Annotated in this window: 12 protein-coding genes; 6 read left to right on the top strand and 6 right to left on the bottom strand. The window is 65.2% G+C overall.

Features of this window, described 5'->3' with window-relative positions:
* Nucleotides 1–28: 28 nt before the first annotated feature.
* A complete protein-coding gene (locus G3574_RS11560; protein WP_163963184.1) occupies nucleotides 29–1543 on the top strand; it encodes a transglycosylase SLT domain-containing protein in 1515 nt (504 codons plus the stop codon).
* A gap of 168 nt (nucleotides 1544–1711) precedes the next feature.
* On the top strand, nucleotides 1712–3727 hold the full coding sequence (locus tag G3574_RS11555) for a S9 family peptidase (protein WP_235953311.1): 2016 nt from the start codon (nucleotides 1712–1714) through the stop codon (nucleotides 3725–3727).
* A gap of 97 nt (nucleotides 3728–3824) precedes the next feature.
* Here the strand turns inward: G3574_RS11555 and G3574_RS11550 are convergent, their stop codons facing one another.
* The gene (locus tag G3574_RS11550) at nucleotides 3825–6488 is read right to left on the bottom strand and encodes a M1 family metallopeptidase (protein ID WP_163963182.1); all 2664 of its coding nucleotides are present in this window, start codon (nucleotides 6486–6488) and stop codon (nucleotides 3825–3827) included.
* A 279-nt stretch (nucleotides 6489–6767) separates the two neighbouring features.
* On the opposite strand from G3574_RS11550, the gene G3574_RS11545 reads away from it, so the two are divergent.
* The 4 genes from G3574_RS11545 (at nucleotide 6768) to G3574_RS11530 (ending at nucleotide 10053) form a co-directional block, all read left to right on the top strand.
* Complete coding sequence (locus G3574_RS11545) at nucleotides 6768–7052, top strand: hypothetical protein (RefSeq protein WP_163963180.1); 285 nt, start codon at nucleotides 6768–6770, stop codon at nucleotides 7050–7052.
* An 83-nt stretch (nucleotides 7053–7135) separates the two neighbouring features.
* Complete coding sequence (locus G3574_RS11540) at nucleotides 7136–8476, top strand: sensor histidine kinase (RefSeq protein WP_235953310.1); 1341 nt, start codon at nucleotides 7136–7138, stop codon at nucleotides 8474–8476.
* A gap of 29 nt (nucleotides 8477–8505) precedes the next feature.
* Complete coding sequence (locus G3574_RS11535) at nucleotides 8506–9258, top strand: LytR/AlgR family response regulator transcription factor (protein ID WP_163963176.1); 753 nt, start codon at nucleotides 8506–8508, stop codon at nucleotides 9256–9258.
* A gap of 531 nt (nucleotides 9259–9789) precedes the next feature.
* Nucleotides 9790–10053 carry a hypothetical protein gene (locus G3574_RS11530; protein WP_163963174.1) on the top strand — a complete coding sequence of 88 codons (264 nt, stop codon included), beginning with the start codon at nucleotides 9790–9792 and terminating at the stop codon, nucleotides 10051–10053.
* 52 nt (nucleotides 10054–10105) lie between these two features.
* Here G3574_RS11530 and G3574_RS11525 read toward each other — a convergent pair whose 3' ends face one another.
* The 5 genes from G3574_RS11525 to G3574_RS11505 all read right to left on the bottom strand — a co-directional run bounded on the left by G3574_RS11525 (nucleotide 10106) and on the right by G3574_RS11505 (nucleotide 19235).
* On the bottom strand, nucleotides 10106–13225 hold the full coding sequence (locus G3574_RS11525) for an efflux RND transporter permease subunit (RefSeq protein WP_163963172.1): 3120 nt from the start codon (nucleotides 13223–13225) through the stop codon (nucleotides 10106–10108).
* Nucleotides 13226–13228: 3 nt separating this feature from the next.
* A complete protein-coding gene (locus tag G3574_RS11520) occupies nucleotides 13229–14458 on the bottom strand; it encodes an efflux RND transporter periplasmic adaptor subunit (protein WP_163963170.1) in 1230 nt (409 codons plus the stop codon).
* Between the two features lie 160 nt (nucleotides 14459–14618).
* Nucleotides 14619–15941: a TldD/PmbA family protein gene (locus tag G3574_RS11515; RefSeq protein ID WP_163963168.1), complete on the bottom strand. Its 1323-nt coding sequence runs from the start codon at nucleotides 15939–15941 to the stop codon at nucleotides 14619–14621.
* Nucleotides 15941–17380 carry a TldD/PmbA family protein gene (locus G3574_RS11510; RefSeq protein ID WP_163963166.1) on the bottom strand — a complete coding sequence of 480 codons (1440 nt, stop codon included), beginning with the start codon at nucleotides 17378–17380 and terminating at the stop codon, nucleotides 15941–15943. The genes G3574_RS11515 and G3574_RS11510 overlap by 1 nt, the downstream gene beginning before the upstream one ends.
* 154 nt (nucleotides 17381–17534) lie before the next feature.
* Nucleotides 17535–19235 carry an ABC transporter ATP-binding protein gene (locus tag G3574_RS11505; RefSeq protein ID WP_163963164.1) on the bottom strand — a complete coding sequence of 567 codons (1701 nt, stop codon included), beginning with the start codon at nucleotides 19233–19235 and terminating at the stop codon, nucleotides 17535–17537.
* Nucleotides 19236–19241: the final 6 nt, after the last annotated feature.

Genomic DNA, 19241 nt, shown 5'->3' with positions numbered 1-19241 from the left:
CGGTGGCATAACAAGCAAGTGAGGACCCATGCATCCGCTGAAAACAACGGCTTTATCATTCGCGGCAGTCGTCGTCCTACAAGCTCCCCTTTTCAGCCATGCCAGCGACCTGTCGCTGCCGATGCAGAACTGGTCGCAGGTCTCCGCCTTCGACAAGCCCTACGATCCCAACGACCCGATCGCCCAAGTGCTGTCGATGGAAGAAGTCGACGTCTGGGGCCGCATCCGCAAGGGTTTCGGCATCCCCGACCTGGAAAACCCGCTGGTGGCGAACCACGTGCAGTGGTACACCAGCCGACCCGACTACATCGAACGCACCACCACCCGCGCCTCACGCTACCTGTTCCACGTCGTGCAGGAACTCGAGAAGCGCGGCATGCCCACCGAGCTGGCGCTGCTGCCCTTCATCGAATCCGCCTTCAATCCGCAGGCCCTGTCGCCCGCGCAGGCGGCCGGCATGTGGCAGTTCATCCCTTCCACCGGCCGCGACTTCAACCTCAAGCAGAGCAGCTTCAAAGATGACCGCCGCGACATCCTGGCATCGACCGACGCCGCGCTGAGCTACCTGCAGAAGCTGTATGGCATGTTCGGCGACTGGCAACTGGCGCTGGCGGCCTACAACTGGGGCGAAGGCTCGGTGCAGCGCGCGGTCAACCGCAACAAGGCGGCCGGCCTGCCTACCGATTTCAACAGCCTGTCCGCCCACATGCCGGCCGAGACGCGCAACTACGTGCCGAAGCTGCAGGCGGTGAAGAACATCATCGGCAACCCGGCGCAGTACGGCCTGGCCTTGCCGAAGGTCGACAACCAGCCGTATTTCGTTACCATCGGCAAGACGCGCGACATCGACATCAAGGTGGCCGCCCAGCTGGCCGAGCTGTCGGTGGACGAGTTCAAGGCGCTCAATCCGCAGTTCAACAAGCCGGTCATCGCCGGCAGCACCAATACCCAGATCCTGCTGCCGCAGAGCAATGCGGACAAGTTCAAGTCCAATCTCTCGAAGTGGGGCCGCGCGCTCTCGTCCTGGACCGCGCACCAGGTGACCGCGGCGCGCGAACGCATCGAAACCATCGCCGCCCGCTTCGGCACGACGCCGCAGGTCATCCGCGAAGTGAACAACATTCCGCCGAACATGCGCCTCAAGGCAGGCTCGACGGTGCTGGTGCCGAAGCCCGAAGCCATGTCCGAAAAGGACATCGCGCCGGAGCTCGTCGAAACCGCCAGCATCGCGATCGAACCCGATCTGCCCGATACCCGCAAGATCTGGGTCAAGGCGGGGCGGAAGGACACGCTGGCCTCGATCGCGAACCGCAACCACGTGACCGTCGACCAGATCAAGGACTGGAACCACCTCAAGCACGACAAGCTGGCGGCCGGACAAAGCCTGCAGCTCAACGTGCCCTACAAGGCATCGCCGGCCGTCAAGACGGGCACGCGCACCGCCGCCCGCAAGGCAGCGCCCGCGCGCAAGGTGGCGGCGAAGCCCGCGCCGCGCTCGAACAAGGCGGTCGCCGCCAAGCCCGTCCGCAAGAAGAACGGCTGACCGCCCAGGGAAGCCCGCCCTACATTCCATCGTTTCCAGGCAGGACGAGCCGGCGCAAGCCGGCTTTTTCTTTGCGCGTTTCCCCCTGCCCGTTGGCATAACGCCAGCAGTGCTTACGCGCTACAATGCAGCCGCTTCATACAAGAAGAGATACCCCCGAGGAGACACATGTTCACGAGACAAACACCCCCCTTCCTGCGCAACATGATCGCGGCAGGCGTACTGGTCCTGGCCTGCGGCAGCCTGCAGGCGCAGCAAGCCCCCGCAGGCATCGTGCAGCCCAACGAGCACCTGACCGCCGATGGCATCCCGCCGATCAGCGAAGACCTGGCGCAGCGCGTCGCGCGCTACAACGATTTCCGTCCGCGCAAGCTGCTCGACTGGCATCCGACCCGGCGCGAAATCCTGGTCTCCACCCGCACCAGCGGCCCGACCGTCCAGCTGCACGTGCTGCGCAAGCCGGGCGGCGCGCTGGAACAGCTGACCGATTTCCCCGACCCGGTGCGCGCCGCGCGCTATGAGCCCCGTAAGGGCCGCTACATCGTCTTCCTCAAGGATGAAGGCGGCAGCGAAGCCAGCCAGCTGTTCCGCCTCGACCTCGACAGCCGCAAGGTCACGATGCTGACCGACCCGGCCGAAAAGCACGAAGGCGGCGAATGGAATCATGCCGGCACGCTGATGGTCATGACCTCGACCCAGCTCGACAAGACCGCCGGCCCCGGGCGCCGCAAGGAAGTGACGACCGACGTGTCGCTGCTCGATCCGCTCAAGCCGGAGAACCGCCGCAAGATCGCTTCGCTGCCGGGCGGCGGCTGGGGAGATTTCACCTGGTCGCCCGATGACAAGACGCTCGTCGGCATCAACTACGTTTCCGCCAACGAAACCTCGATCTGGCTGATCGACACGCGCAGCGGCGAGCGCAGGCAGCTGTTGCCCCAGTCGGGTAACCAGGACAAGCCGGGCGAGCCCGCGTTCTACGGCAACCCGAATTTCACGAAGGATGGCCGCGCCATCGTCTATGCCAGCGACCGCGACGGCGAATTCCGCCAGCTCGTGAAGATGGACCTGGCGACGATGCGCGTCACGCCCCTGTCGTCCCGGATTCCCTGGAGCGTGGAAAACGTGGAGCCGACCAGACAAGGCAGCCGCCTCGCCACGATCATCAACAACGACGGCTTGAACGAGCTGCATCTCTTTGACACCGCGAGCGGCAAGGAGTTGCCGGTGCCGAAGATGCCGGTGGGCGGCGTTCACCAGATCCGCTGGTTCGGCAAGGACGAACTCGGCTTCAGCCTCGATTCGGCGAAGAGCCCGGGCGAATGCTATTCGGTGAACCTCAAGACGGGCAAGGTCGAGCAATGGACCACGCCGGCGGCGGCGATCGACACCGGCAATTTCCCGGACACCTCCATCATCCGCTGGAAGTCCTTCGACGGCCGTGCCATCAGCGGACTCGTTACCCGCCCCGATGCCAGCCGCTTCAAGGGTCCGCGCCCGGTGATCATCCTCATCCATGGCGGGCCCGAGGGACAGGCGCAGCTTGGCTTCATCGGCCGCTACAACTACCTCGTCAACGAACTCGGCATCACCCTGATCCAGCCCAACGTCCGCGGTTCGACCGGCTACGGCAAGACCTTCCTCAAGCTGGACAACGGCTTCAAGCGCGAAGATTCGGTCAAGGACATCGGCTCCCTGCTCGACTGGATCGGCACGCAGCCCGACCTCGACGGCAAGAAAATCGCGGTGATGGGCGGCAGCTACGGCGGCTACATGAGCCTCGCGGTGTCCACGCACTATGCCGACCGCATCGCCGGCAGCGTCGACGTGGTGGGCATCTCCAACTTCATCAGCTTCCTTGAGCGGACCGAAAGCTACCGCCGCGACCTGCGGCGCGTGGAATACGGCGACGAGCGCGATCCGGAGATGCGCGCCTTCCTCGAGCGCATCTCACCGCTGAACAATGCAGAGAAGATCACGAAGCCGCTGCTGGTGGTACAGGGAAAGAACGATCCGCGCGTACCGCTGTTCGAGGCGGAGCAGATCGTCACCCGGCTGAAGAAGAGCAACACGCCGGTCTGGTACCTCATGGCCGACAATGAGGGACACGGCTTCGCGCGCAAGCCGAACGCGGACTACTACTTCTATTCCGTGGTGAAGTTCATGGAAGAGTATCTGCTGAAGTAAGCACGGCAGGCGCACCACGCACCACGCACCACGCGGCGCGCACGCCAATGAAAAAGGGGAGCCGGCAACGCGCTCCCCTTTCTGCTTCCCGGCCTCGTCAGCCCTCGATGCGCTTGCCCGCCAGGAAACGGCTCAGGCGGGTCTCCTGCGCCTTTCGGCTGCCGATGCAGATATCGATGGTCTCCAGCGCCTGCGCGTAGCTGCGCGCGCCGGCGGGATACTGTTCGATGCGCGGCCCGAAGACTTGCTTGTAGCGTTCGCGGTCCCCGGCGGTGCAGAGGTTCTGACCCCAGCGCGGCATGCGTGACATCATTTCGTCGGGCAGGCGTTTCATCAGCGCATCCATGCTGCCGGCAAGGAACTGCTGCAAGGCGGGCGCGTTCTCCGCCGTTTCTCCCGCGTGGTACAGGATGGTCGAGGCTTCGCGCGCATCGACCTGGTCCGACAGCACCAGCGCGAAGGCACGCTGGCGCAGCTCCGGCGCGCGGAAACTGCCCAGCGCCTTGTACATCTCGTTACGGGCATCGCTATCTTTCGACTTCACGACCGCCTGCGCCAGCGCGTCGAACAGTTCCGCGTCGCCATTGAAGGCGGCGCTGCGCAGGACCTGGCGGAACATGCCGCCCAGCGGCACGCCATCGCCCCGCAGCCAGCCGAGGGAGAGCTGGCGCGCCTGGTCGCGCAGCATGGCATCGCCGCCGATCTCGGTCACCAGCGGCAGCAGGCTCATGCGCAGCTTGCGCACCGCGTCGCTGTCGCCTTGCCGGTCCAGCCAACCGAGCTCGACCGCGCGCTTGCCGAAATGATTGCGGATCCAGGCGGCGTAGCGGCGGCGGTCTTCCTCGCGGCTCAGCGTGGGATACAGGTCGCTCGCGACCTCCGCCGCCTCGCGCGCGACTTCCGGGCGCGGGTCGGCCGCGAACGGCGCCACGAGGTCGAGCAGCACGTCCGCCGGGAAGCTTCCCGAATTCACCAGCAGCGACAGGTCGCCCAGCATCGAGACCGCTTCCTCGGGCTTGAGCGGCGCCTGCGCCAGGCGGATCGCCTTCACGCCCTGGACGGAACTCAGGTAGTAGCCCGCGCCTTTCGGGTTGGGCAGGATCCAGGCCGGACAATGGTCCACCGGCAAGGCGACCTTTTCCGAGCGGCTGCGCAACACGGTGCAGAACGGCTTGCCGGCATCCTGGCCGTCGATGCGCAGGCAGACCGGCGCCGTCCATGACTGCGCGTTCGCGCCGTCCTTCCTGGCGGGAAGGAAGCGCTCCTGGGTCATGTGCAGGGCGGGTTTGCCGGTGCAGTCGAGACGCATGGCGATGTGCGGCACGCCGGGCTGCTCGACGAAGCTGGCGAAACCCTTGGCCAGCGAAGGATCGGTGTCGGCGAGCGCGTTGAAGAAATCCTCGGCGGTGGCATTGCCGAAGGCGTGGCGCTTCAGGTAGCGGCGCACGCCGTCGCGGAAACCATCCTCGCCGAGCCAGGTTTCGAACATCGTCAGCACCGCACCGCCCTTGTCGTAGGTGATGCTGTCGAACGCGTTATCGACATCCTCGCGGGCCACGATGGGCTGGCGGATCTTGCGCGCCGTGGCGAGCCGGTCGGCATGCATGGCTTGCTGCCGCTCATGCTCGCTGCGTCCGTGCGTCTCCCACTCCGGGTTGAAGCGCCTGACGTTCTTGCGCGCCATCCAGGTGGCGAAGGATTCGTTGAGCCAGAGATCGTTCCACCACGACATGGTGACGAGGTCGCCGAACCATTGGTGTGCGATCTCGTGCGAACCCACGCTGGCGTAGCGCTGGCGGAAGCTTTCATCCTCGCGCTCCGGCCGGCTCATCAACAGGCTGGAACGATAGGTGATGAGGCCGGGATTTTCCATCGCCCCGAAATTCACGGTGATGGGAATGGCCATGCTGTCGAGCTTGGGATAGGGATAGGGCTGCCCGAAGTAGTCTTCCAGCAGCTCCACCAGCCGCGGCGTGATTTTCGCGGCATAGGCGGCTTCCGCGCCGCGTCCCTTGGGCACGATGTAGCGCAGCGGCACCCGTTTCTGGCCGGCGGTGCCGCCGTCGACCACGTCGAACGGACCGACGCCGAAGGCGATCAGGTAGGTCGGCAGCGGCGCCGTGGTGGCGAAGCGCACCCGCTTCATGTCGGCACCGATGGCCTCCTCGGCCACCGCCGCCGTATTGCTGACCGCGACGTGGTCGCGCCTGACGTCGAGCGAGACGGTCCAGGGCGTCTTCCATTGCGGTTCGTCGAAGCTGGGGAAGGCGCGCCGCGCGTTCATCGCCTCGAACTGGCTGAAGGCATACCACTCCCCGCCGTCCTGCTGCTTGAACAGGCCGCGCGTCTCGACGGCGGAAAAGCTGCCGCTGTACTCGATGGTCAGGCGCGCTTTTCCCGGCGGCAGGCTTTCGGGGAACTGCAGGCCGATGAAGTCGTCGCCCCCGGGGACGATGGCCGCCTGCAGGTTCTTGCCGCCTGCGTCGAGCACCGCCCGCTTCACCCGCAGGCGCGTCGCATTCATCCAGAAACCGTCCTGGGCGCGCGCGAGTTCGAGGTCGATGGTGATGCGGCCGTCGAAGCCGTCGGCGGACGGCACCATCGCCAGGTTCAGCTCGTAGGCAAGCGGCCGGACCGCATCGCCGAGCCGCAATGATGGCTTGGCTGGCAGCGTGGCGCCGGCATGCGGCGGAAGGAAAAGCAGGGCAGAAAGACAGGTCGCGAACGCAACCGCGGTGATGCGGCGAAGAAGGCGGGTCATCGTTGTTCCGGTTGTTATGGTGAACGCGCCGCCGGCGGATCGCCGCGGCGTCTGGTCGGGCATGGCGCAGCTTGTGCCTGCACCACGACGCGAGGCTGGAAGTTTAGCAAGCTTTGCCCGCTGCGTTTTACAGTCGCGCAAGCAATTTTCCGTTTCCGCCCATCCAGCCGTCCGGCGTTTCAACCCGCCAATCTTGCAGTCTGTCGCAAACGAATGGCGTCCCCGGAACGCCTTCCCTACAGTGCAAGCATCGACATGCATCCAGCCAAAGGAAACGCCATGACCCGCCGCCTCTGCCCTGCCATCACCTTCTTCATTGCCGCCCTCCTTGCCGGCTCACCCTTCGCCGCTCCGCAGGACGCGGCCGCGCAGAGATCCGAAGCCCGGCCCATGCCGCGTATCGTTATCACGGCCAGGCGCATGACGGATGCGGAGAAGGCCCGCGACGCCGAACTCGAGCGCCGCCAGCAGTCCCAGGCCAAGGCGCAACCCGGCGGCGTCTCCGGCGGCCTGGCGGGTCCCGCCGCGCGCCAGATCGTCGGCCTGACCTGTTCCGATTGCTGAATCGAAAAATTTCCCGCCGACCGTTCACCCCCGCCGCCACATCGGCAATAATTGCTTCCGTACCGAACACGATGAAAAGACTCATGCCGAGCAACCTGCCAGAGACGCTCCGGAAAAACGCCCGGATCGCCATCCACAACCTGCGCATCGCCTTCGACAAGACGGCGGCCTGGGTCGCGCAACTCTCCTGGAAGAAGTTCATCCTCTTCTGCATCCTGGTACTGATCGGCGGCGCGCTGGTGGACGAGATGTTCAGCCGCTCCAGCCACCCGCCGGTCATGGTGCAGCATTCCGGCAAGAAGAACAAAGGCCCGACGGTCTTCGAGGACGACGACACCGACATCCGCATCGACGGTTCCGGCATCCGCATCCGCAAGAAGGGGGCATCGTCCAAGCCGGAGGAAGACCAGGATCCGAAGGAAGCTGCCGCACCGGCGCCGGCAACCCCGGCGGACGCGAGCCCGCCCTCGGCGTCTCCCGTGCCCTCCCCGCCTTCACCGCCCTCCCCGCCGGAGCCGCCCCAGCCTCCGAAGCCCCCCAAGGTTCCGCGCAACATCCGCATCGATAACCAAGGCATCAACATCGACCTGCCGCCCGACGTCAGCGAAGAGGTGAAGGATGCGATCGACCAGGCCGTCGAGGAAGCCGCCGCGGAAAAGGCCGAGAAGTACCGCAAGAAATCGTCGGCATGGTTCATGAATTTCGTGCTGCTCCTGCTGGTCGGCCTGTTCGGCATGAAGGCGCTGATGGGCGGCAAGAAGCGCGCCGAAGCCCGCGCCAGCGCCGCCACGGCCGACGCCGAACGCGAAGCCCTGCAGCGCCAGGTGGTGGAGGCCAAGATGCAGATGATGCAGGCGCAGGTCGAGCCGCATTTCCTGTTCAACACCCTGGCATCGGTGGAGCACTTGATCGAGACCGATCCGCCGCGCGCCGCCGCGATGCAGCGCACACTCATCCAGTACCTGCGCGCCGTGCTGCCGCAGATGCGCGAAACGCCCACCACCACCAACCTCGGGCGCGAGACGGACATCGTGCGTTCCTACCTCGACCTGCTGAAGATGCGCATGGAAGAACGCCTGACGGTGGACATCAATGTCCCGACATACCTGCGGGCCGCCTCCTTCCCGCCGATGATGCTGCAATCCATGGTCGAGAACGCGATCAAGCACGGCCTGGAAAGCAAGCCCGAAGGCGGCACGCTGCGGCTGATGGCCGAAGTGTCCGGCAACAAGCTGATGGTGACGGTGGCCGACAACGGCCTCGGCTTCGGCGCCGTCAAGAGCAACGGCACCGGACTCGGCCTGCAAAACATCCGCGAGCGCCTGAAGCTGCTTTACGGCGAGCATGCCCAATTGATCATCGTTCCCAACAGCCCGACCGGCGTCTGCGCTACCATTGAGCTTCCCTACCAGCCCGCCAGCTGATCATTCACCTTTCGAGATTACCGATCGCCATGCCGACCGCCATCATCGCCGACGACGAACGCCTCATGCGGGACCAGCTCAGGATGCGCCTGTCGCAGGTCTGGCCGGAACTGGAGATCCTCGGCGAGGCGAAGAATGGCGAGGAGGCGATCGAGCTGACGCAGCAGCACCAGCCCGACATCGTCTTCCTCGACATCCGCATGCCAGGAAAGACCGGCCTGGAGGCGGCGCAAGGAATCGGCCCGCAGGCCCACATCGTCTTCATCACCGCCTACGACCAGTATGCGGTGGAAGCCTTCGAGCGCGGCGCGATCGACTACGTGCTCAAGCCCGCCGAACCGGAGCGGCTCAAGATGACCGTCGAGCGCATCAAGAGCCGGCTGGCGGCGCCGCCGCCGGACATGGGCTCGCTGCTTGTCCAGCTTGCCAAGCAGATGGGCGTGGCGGCCAAGCCGAATTACCTGAAGTGGATACAGGCATCGATCGGCCAGGACTTGCGGCTGATCCCAGTCGAAGAGGTGCTGTTCTTCATCTCGGACGAAAAATACACCCGCGTGCAGACGGCGCGCGTCGAGGCGCTGATCCGCAAGCCGGTCAAGGAACTGCACGAGGAGCTTGATCCGGCGCTGTTCTGGCAGATTCACCGGTCTACGCTGGTGAACGTGAATGCGATCGATGGGGTGACGCGCGATCTGCGGGGGCGGCATCTCGTGATGGTGAAGGGGTTGGGGGAGAAGCTTGAGGTCAGCAGGAGTTTTGTGCATTTGTTCAAGCAGATGTAGGGGGCGGGGGAGAAGGATGGGGTGATGTTCGCGTTGTCCGCCGTCGTTCGCGCCAAGGCGCTAAGCTATGCCCGCATCTTTGCAACGTGTGCTTGATTTCCCGCCGCCATGTCCCCTCCCCTTCAAGGGGAGGGTTAGGGTGGGGATGGGTTTCCGGTGCGAATAAAGAACAGCGTTGATATCGCCAGCGAGTCAAGTCTGTTCTTTGCTCGCGACCGATCCCCATCCCCACCCCAGCCCTCCCCTTGAAGGGGAGGGAGCTTGTCGGAGCGCTCCAGCACGCTTGTCCCGCCGACGGGGAGTAGCGACTAGGCGCGAATCACCTGCCATTGCTCGGGGCACCCGCCTTGCCTTTCGTTCTCGCTTCCCGTCCTGACAATTCCCAACATTCCCTCCACCCTCGCAACAAATCCCTCCCCGCTTCCACTCACCAGCCGAACGCGTCCCGGCCAGTCTTGAAAGCTCCGCTTGTCCGAGGTCGCGCCATCCCCCGGCATCCCGTCCTCAACCCCTACAGACAAGGAAATCGTTGTGAGCATCGTTCGTCGCATCCCTACCCGTTCCGGCCTCCGCCGCCAGCTTGCGCTCTCGGCGGCGGCCATCGTGGTCCTGGTCAAAACTTGCCTGGCCAGCGCGGCCGGCGAGGCTCCCGCGCCGCCGGCCGCGAACGGCAAGATTCCCCGAATGGTGATCTTAGCGAAGCGTATGACGCCTGAACAGAAGGCAGCCTACGACAGCGCGACCAGGCTGCAGCTGGCGCAGGCGGCATCGAAGCCTGAAGGCAAGCGGCCCTGAGCCGTCATGGAAAGCGTCCCGCGGCAGGGCGGGAACGCTGCCGGGGACAGGCTCAGGCGGAGGTGGCGGGTTGCGGCTCGGGCGACAACGCCGTCTCCGGTTCCGGCGCAAGGTAGCGCCTTGCCGCCCTGCCCCAGCGGTCGAGATAAGTGTATGCCACCGGCACAACAACCAGCGTGAGCAAGGTGGAGGTGACGATGCCGCCGATCACCGCCCGTCCCATGGGCGCCTGCTGCTCCGCGCCTTCGCCCAGGCCCATGGCCATCGGCAGCATGCCGAAGATCATGGCCAGGGTGGTCATCAGTATCGGCCGCAAGCGCACCTGGCCGGCGAGCAGGATGGCGTCATGCTGCGACTTGCCCTCACGCTGCGCCTTGTTGGTGAAATCGACCAGCAGGATCGCGTTCTTGGTCACCAGGCCCATCAGCATGATGAAGCCGATGATGGAGAAAATGTTCAGCGTGCTGCGCGTGACGAGCAAGGCGCTGAACACGCCGATCAGGGACAGCGGCAGCGCCGCCATGATGGCGACCGGCTGCAGGAAACTGCCGAACTGCGAGGCGAGGATCAGGTAGATGAAGATCACCGCGACGGCCAGGGCGGTGACGGCGGCGGTGAACGATTCCTGCATCTGCTTCGTTTGTCCCCCGACGTCGAAGCGGTATCCCGGCGGTAGGGTGATTTCCTTGATCAGCTTCTGTACGTCCGCACCCACGTCGCCCGCGGGGCGCCCTTCCACGTTCGCATAGATGCCGACCCGGCGTTCCAGGTCCTGGCGCTTGATGACCTGGGGGCTGCTGCTCGGCACGAACTCCACCACCTGCCGCAGCGGCACCATGACCGGCTTGCCATCCGCGCCCATGCGGCTGCTGGCCACGGAAAGGTCCGCGAGGTCGGCGACCTTTTGCCGGCCCGACTTCGGCAACTGCACGTTGACCTCATAGTTCTGCCCGTCCGGCGCGAGCCACGAAGAGACGGTGTCGCCGGCAAGGAAAGGCCTCAGGGCATTGCCGATCTGCTGCAGCGACAGGCCGAGATCGCTCGCCAGCTCATTGTTGACTTTGACGGTGACCGTCGGGTTGGCGGCGGACATGCTGTTGTCGAGGTCGGTGATGCCCTTGATGGCGGACATCTTTTCCATGAACTGTTCAACCACCTGTTTCAGCTTGTCCGCCTCCGGCCCGAGGATGGCGACATAGATCGGCTTCTGGAAACCGACCGACAATTCCACGCCGGGAATCGTGGCCAGCCGCTCGCGGATCGCCTTTTCGATTTCCTTCTGCGGCCGCCGGTGCGACTTCCTGGCATCGGTCAGCCGAAGATTGACTTCGGCATAGTTGCGGCCGTCGTCGGTGCCGACCGTCGAGCTGATCACCTCGATCTCGCTGAATTCCTTCAGTGCCTCTTCCACTTGGCGGATCTTGTCGTCGGTATAGCCGAGGCTGGAGCCAACCGGCGCCTTCAGGCGCAGCGTGCTGAAGCCCTGGTCGACTTCCGGCACGAATTCCGTGCCGATCAGCGGCACGAGGAAGAAGCTGCCGGCGAAAAGCCCGAAGGCGATGGCTAGCGTGGTCTTGCGCCAGGCTAGCGCGGTTTCCAGGATGCGGCCATACACCGCATGCAGGCCGTCGATGCCGTGCTCTATCCTGTCCATCAGGCGGCCCAGCCAGGGCAGCCGGCGGAAGCGGTTTTCGGCCGGGTCGCGCCATACCGACGACAGCATCGGATCGAGGGTGAAGGAAACGAACAGCGATACCAGCACCGCCACCGTGACGGTGATGCCGAACTGCAGGAAGAAGCGGCCGATGATGCCTTTCATGAAGGCGACCGGCACGAACACCGCGACGATGGCAAAGGTAGTCGCCATCACCGCGAGGCCGATCTCGCGGGTGCCGTCGAGCGCCGCGGTGCGATGGTCCTTGCCCATGGCGAGGTGGCGCACAATGTTTTCGCGGACCACGATGGCATCGTCGATGAGCAGGCCGATGCACAGCGACAAGGCCATCAGCGTCATGAAGTTGAGCGTGAAGCCGAAGGCGTTCAAGGCGATGAAGGTCGCCACCACCGAAATCGGCAGGGTCAGGCCGGTGATGACCGTGCTGCGCCAAGAATGCAGGAAGAAGAACACGATGAGGATGGTCAGCGCCGCGCCTTCGGCGATGGTCGACTTCACCCGCGAGAGCGAACCCTTGACCCAGTCCGAGCTGGCATAGATGGTCCGGATGTCTACCCCGGGCGGCAGCCGCTTCTTCAGTTCCTCGAGCATGGCCTTGACGCCGTCCCCGACCGCGACCACGTTCGCGTCCTGCACCTTCACCACGGAAACGATGATCGCGCGCTGGCCATTCAGGCGGGAGATGGAGGTTTCCTCGCGCTCGCCATCGCTCACGTCGGCGACCTGCTCGAGATAGACAGGCGCATTGGCCCGGCGCGCCACGATGATCTTGCCGAAGGCGCGCGGATCCTTGAGCTTGCCTTCGATGCGTACCAGTTGGTCGGTCTCGCCCCGGGTGATGTTGCCGGCGGGCAGATCCTGGTTCGCCAGCTTGATCGCCTGCACGACTTCGTCCACGCCGATGCCCTGGGCGGCGAGCCGGCCGGGATGGATGTGAACCAGCACCTGCCGCTTCGACGCGCCGCCGAGCGTGATGCGTCCCACGCCCTGCACGCTTTGCAGGCGCTTGACGATGGTTTGCTCGGTGAGCGTGGACAAGTCCCTCAGGTTGAGCGAGCTTGAACTGACGCCGAAGGTCACCACCGGCTGGGCGTTCTCGGTATCGCCCTTCACGATGAACGGATCCTTGGCGTCCTTGGGGAAGGCGGGCCGGATCTGGGCGATCTTGTCGCGTACTTCCTGGACCATCTTGTCGATGGCCACCGTCAGGTCGAATTCCACCGCAGTATCGCTGCGGCCTTCATACGAACTCGAGCGCAGCATCTTGACGCCGCTGATGGTGTTGAGCGCCTCCTCGATCGGCTTGGTGAGATCGTTTTCCACCGCTTCCGGCGACGCGCCCGGGTATTGCACGGAAATGAAGACCACTGGCGGATTCACTTCGGGAAGCTGCTCCACGCCGAGGTTCTGGTAAGAGAACAGGCCAAGGACCATCAGGGCCACCATGACCATGGTGGCAAAGACGGGATGGCGGATGCTGGTCGTCGTGATCCACATGGCTCAGCTCTTTCCCGGAACGCCGCCGGCCGTTTCAAGGCGGGCGCTCGCGTTCGCGGCGCGCGCCGGCAGCTTGACCGCGCTTCCCGGCTTGAGCGCATCGATGCGCGCGACCAGCACGTGGTCGCCCTCCCGCAAGCCCTCCACCACTTCCACCATGCCGTCATCGTCATTGCGCAGGCCGAGCTTCAGCGGCTGCGCGACCAACCTGCCCTGCTGGACCTTGTAGGCGACGGCCGCGTTGTCCGCCTGGCGCAGCGCATTCAACGGCAGCAGCGGCGCGGGCGCCGACTTCTCGAGCACGAGTCCGCCCTTGGCGAACATGCCGCCGCGCAGAGCGCCATCCTTGTTGTCCACTGCCACATAGACGGTCATTGCCCGCGAGCCCTGCTCCGCAGTCGGGTTGATGCGCGCCACGCTGCCGCGGAAGGACCGGCCGCCGAAGCCGTCCACGCCGAACGCGACCTCCTGCCCGGCGTGCACGCGGGGAATCTCGCCTGCCGGGACCTGGGCCTCGAACACCAGTTCCTTCAGGTCCACCAGGGCGAACACCGGCGTGTCGGGCGACACCTTCTCGCCGACCTGCACGAAGCGCTTGCTGACGATGCCGTCGAAGGGCGCGCGGATGGTTGCGTCGTCCAGCGCCCGGCGCGCCATGTCGAGCTGGGAATCGGCCGACTTGAGCGCCGCCTGCGCCAGTTCGACGCTGTTTTCCGCGGCATCGAAGGCGGTCTGGGAAATGTATTTCTGGTTGAGCAGCGCGCGGTTGGTGTCGTGGGTCTTCCTCGCCAGGGCGAGCTTGGCGCGCGCCTCGTCCTGCGCCGCCTGCTGGGTCATCAGCCGCGCCCGCAGATCGCCGGTGTCGAGCCTGGCCACGACCTGCCCCTTGCGTACCGGCATGCCTTCCGCCACCAGCATCGCATCGACCACGGCGGCAACCTTCGCCTTGACGGTGGCCTGCGCCTGGGGCGTTAGCGTACCGGACAAGGGCAGCACCACGCGCAGCTCGCGCGCCTCGATGGCCGCGACGTCGCTCGCTCCGAGCTCGTAGACAGGCTGGGGTTTCGGTTTTTTTGCTTCGCTTGCCGCCGCTTCGGCTTTTGAGGATTGCATCCAGTACCAGCCGCCGCCGGCGGCAAGGGAGACCAGGAAGAGCCCGGCGAGGATGCGCTTGCCGCGGCGATGCGCGCCGGCGGGCGATGGAATCGGCTGTTGTTGGTTTTGTTGTGTCATGTCTCGGGATTTCTGTTCTTGTTCGATGCAAGGCAATGTATCGCCGGGTACGGCAGGTCGCGAGGGGGATGCGACAGGATGCGGATTCGTGGGGATGGACCGTTAATTTGCGGGACGGGCCGGATATGGCTCCCTCCCATTGAAGGGGAGGGACTGCCCCTCACAATACAAACGCCAACTCCCCCACCAGCGCCCCCGGCACCCTCGCGCTCGACACATGCCTCCCCCCGTAGGTCTCGTTGTCGATCAGCATGTCCCGCTCATCCGTCAGCCCGATCAGCTTGTCGCCGAGGATGCGGAACAGCGAGTCGTCGAAGCGCATCACGTTCAGCGGTGCCTTGATCTCTCCGTTTTCCACCCAGAAGCTGGCGAAGCGGGTCATGCCGGTCATGCGGCAGCTGGCGCGGTCGGAGAAATTCAAGTACCAGAGATTGCTGATGTAGACGCCGGTACCGAGTTCCCGCAGGGCATGCTGGCGCGGCAGCGTGCCGGCGTCGAGTTCGACCGAGCTCATCGCTTCGCCGGCGTCCGCGCCGTTGGTGTCGATGCCGTATTCCCGCGCGGTGCGCGGCGAGATCATGCTACCGGCGAGTTCGCCGTTGCGGATGAGATCGACCTTGCCGGGCTTGATGAAGCCATCCGCCTGGAAAGCCGGCGCGAGGCCGTCGCGCGTGTTCTCGCGCAGGTTGATGCAAGGATGCAGCCGGCGTTCTCCTGCGCGCATGCCACGCAGGGTGCTTTGCCGGGTACGGAAGGCCTTTTCGGAGAAGCCATCCCAGTTGAGCATGCCGATGATTTCGCCAAGCGCCGTGGGCGACAGGTAGGCGCGATAGCCGCCGGGGGTAATCGTCACCGGGTCGCGGCGCAGGAAGTCGAGCTGGGCCGCGCCTTCGTCGAACTTGCTGCGGAAGGCCGCGCCGTCCCAGTCAAACCCGGCATAGCTGTTCTTCACCGCCTTGTCGCGGGCAAGGTAGAGGCTCCAGTCGGCATTGAAGCTGGACATCTCGTGCCAGTTGCGCTGCCCGAGGGAATTCGCAAAGCCGCGGTAGACCGGCCCGGCGGCAAGGATGCCGACCATGTCGACGCCGCGCGCCGCGTCGAGCATCTGGTCCGCCATGTCCCGGCCGGACGGCAGGCGCGACGCAGTGATGCGCTCGGTATTCCCGCCAGCCGTGACGGGGAGCAGGTACGGGTCTTCCGGCAGCGAGGCGATCTGCGTGCGCAGCCGGCCGATGGTGTTGCCGAGCAGGTCCTGGTCGCCCGCCAGCGAACCGCCCAGCGACAGCGTGGCTGCGGCATGGCGCAGGCCGTCGGCGAGGTCGACCGTGAGCATGATCTGCCGCACATGGCCAGGCTGGCGCACGGCGCTGCGGTTGAAGCGCACGAAGTCGGAAGACTCGGCTTCCAGCCAGCACTTGAATTGCTCCTGCCCGCGCAGCCGCGCGGCGAGGAAGGCAGCGACCTCATTGAAATACTGTTGCATCAGGCCTCTCCTCCGAACACATCGACGTCCGCGAACAGGCAGGCCGGGGAAGCATGGCCGACCCGGATGACCTGCGAGGGTTCGCCCTTGCCGCAGAAGGGCGTTCCCATGACCTCGAAGATGGACTCGTCGCCCACTGCCTTGAGCGAGCGCCAGAAGGATTCCGAGATGCCACGGTAGTTGGGGTTCTTGACCACGCCCTTGAGCTCGCCATCCTCGATCAGCCGGCCCCACTCGCAGCCGAACTGGAACTTGTTGCGCGAGTCGTCGATGGACCACGACACGTTGGTATCCATCAGCACGCCCCGCTTCACCGAGCGGATCATGTCGTCGAGCGATGACGCGCCCGGCTCGATGTTGAGGTTGGCCATGCGGTCGATCGGCGGCCGGTTCCAGCCGCAGGCGCGGGAATTGGCAACGCCTTCCATGCCGGCGCGGGCCTGGGAGATGGCGCCGCCCAGCGGGCGCTCGAGCATGCCGTCGCGGATGAGCCAGGTCTTTTTCGCGGGCGTGCCGTCGTCGTCCCAGCGGTAGCTCGCGAACTGCTCCGCGCGCCCGGGATCGTGGGTGACGTTGAGCAGCTCGGAACCGTAGCGGAAACGGCCGAACATGTCGGGCGTGACGAAGCTGGTGCCGGCGAAGTTGCGCTCGTCGCCGAGGATGCGGTCGAGCTCAAGCGGATGGCCGATGGATTCGTGGATCTGCAGCATCATCTGGGCCGGCATCAGCAGCAGGTCCATCCTGCCGGCCGGGCAATTCGGCGCATCCAGCAGTTCCAGGGCCTGGCGCGCGACACGTTCGCCGCTGCCAGCGAAGCCGGCCTGCCGCAGCACTTCGAGGCCGCCCTGCCGGCAGTAGCCGTTGTACTGGCCGCCGAGGCTGCGGGTCTGGGTATCGTTGCCCTGGTTGGCGGTGACCGCGAGATTGGGAATGACGTAATGGAATTCCTGGAACGCCTCCCCGCCCTGCGAGGTCAGGTAGAGCTGGGCGGTGCTGGCGAGCGAGAGGGAGGCATACCAGTCCACGATGCGCGGGTCGATCCGGCAGGCGCGGGATTCCTGCATCAGCAGGCCGACCAGGTCGGACAAATTCGCGCCCTCCCGCGCGCCCGGCGGTCCGGCATGCCTGCCGCGCGGATGGTCGAGGGCCAGCCGGGATACGTCAACGAGCATGCGGCCGGCGCTGGCGTCGGCCCAGGAGCAGGCGCGTGCCAGCGCATCCTTCAGGCCATCGGCGCTCAGGTCGCCGGTGGCGGCATAGCCATAGCCGCCGCGGTGCGCGACCGTCAGCATCGCGCCGCGGTCGATGCGGGTGGTGACGGGCTGCAGGACGTCCTGGCGGACCATGAGGCTGTCTGTGGTTTCGTCGACCACGCGCAGGGAGCAAAAGTCTACGCCGGGGGCGAGCTCGCGGAACAGGGAAGGAATGTCTTCGAACATGGTCTTATCTCAAAAGGTGGCGAAAATGGGAGTCCACGAACTGCCTTGCAAGGCAGTTCGGTTCCGCAGGCGCAAGGCAATGCCTTGCGAAACCCCTGCTTCACCCCCCGCGCAGGCGGGGATCCCATGTGAATCGCCTCACACCTCTGTGACGTCAATGCGAGTGATGCACCAAGCCTTTCGGAATCGCGCCGAGCAGCGTCTTGGTGTACGGATGCTTGGGATCGTGGTACAGCTCGTCGGAATTGGCCATCTCCACGACTTCACCCTTGTTCATCACCATGACCTGGTCGGCGATGTACTTCACCACCGCAAGGTCGTGGGAAATGAAGATGTAGCTCATGCCGTACTCTTCCTGCAGTTCCTGCAGGAGGTTGAGCACCTGCGCCTGCACCGAGACGTCGAGCGCCGAGACCGACTCGTCGCATACCAGCACCTCGGGCTTGAGCGTCAGGCAGCGCGCGATCGCGATACGCTGGCGCTGGCCGCCGGAAAACTCGTGCGGATAGCGGTAGAACGCCACCGGCGGCAGGCCCACGCGCTTGAGCAACTGGTGGGCCATCGCGGCGCGCTCGTCGTCGTTGGCGCCGATGTTGTGGATGCGCATCGGTTCGACCAGGATCTGGCCGATGGTGAAGCGCGGGTTCAGCGAGGCATACGGATTCTGGAAGATGATCTGGATGCGGCGCTTGTAGGCGAGGAATTCGCTGTTCGACATAGCCAGGATATCCTTGCCCTCGAACAGAGCCTGGCCGGCCGTGGCCTGGTGCAGGCGCAGCAGCGTCAGGCCCACCGTGGTCTTGCCGGAACCGGATTCGCCCACCACGCCCAGCGTCTTGCCGCGCGCCAGCTTGAAGGACACGTCGTTGACCGCCTTGAACTCCTTCTTGCCGAACAGGCCCTCGCGGGTATAGAAGCTCTTGCCGAGGTTGCGCACCTCCAGCACGATGTCCTCGTTGCCGGTATAGCCGCGCGACCGCTGCTGGTGAATGATGTCCGGCTCGTGGTGGCCGTTCATGTAGTCGTCGATCACAGGCAGGCGCATCGGCCGGCTGTCGAGCGAGGGGCGGCAGCGCAGCAGCGCCTTGGTGTAGGCGTCCTGCGGGTTGTCGAAGATCTGCTCGACCGTGCCGGTCTCGCGGACTTCGCCGTTGCGCATCACGATCACGTGGTCGGCGATCTCGCCCACGAGCGCGAGGTCGTGGGTGATGAACAGCACCGACATGTTGTGCTTCTTCTGCAGGGCGGCGATCAGGTCGATGATCTGTTTCTGGATGGTCACGTCCAGCGCCGTGGTGGGTTCGTCGGCGATCAGAAGCTTGGGCTCGCAAGCGATCGCCATGGCGATCATCACGCGCTGCTGCTGGCCGCCGGACATCTGGCTGGGATAGGCGTCTATCTTGCGCTCGGGGTCGGGAATGCCGACTTCCTTCAGCAGTTCGAGGGCGCGCGCCCTCGCCTGCCGCTTGCCCAGTCCCATGTGCAGCATCAGCACCTCGGACAACTGGTAGCCGACGGTGAACACAGGGTTCAGCGACGTCATCGGCTCCTGGAAGATCATGGAGATTTCCTTGCCGCACAGGGCGCGGCGCTCGGCCGGCGTGAGGTCGAGCAGGTTGCGGCCTTCGAACTCGATGCGGCTGTTGGCGTCGATGCGCGAGGTTTCGCCGGGCAGCAGGCCCATGGTGGCCAGCGAGCTCACCGACTTGCCGCTGCCGGATTCGCCCACCAGCGCCACCGTGGCGTTGCGCGGCACGTCGAAGGACACGCCCTTCACCGCCTCGATGTAATGGGTCTTGTCGGTCTTGAAGCTCACGCGCAGGTCGCGCACGCTCAGGAGAGGTTTGTCGTTCATGGGCGT

Source organism: Noviherbaspirillum galbum (assembly GCF_010974945.1).
Classification (GTDB): Bacteria; Pseudomonadota; Gammaproteobacteria; order Burkholderiales; family Burkholderiaceae_D; genus Noviherbaspirillum; species Noviherbaspirillum galbum.
This window is presented reverse-complemented; position numbering and strand designations above follow the sequence as displayed.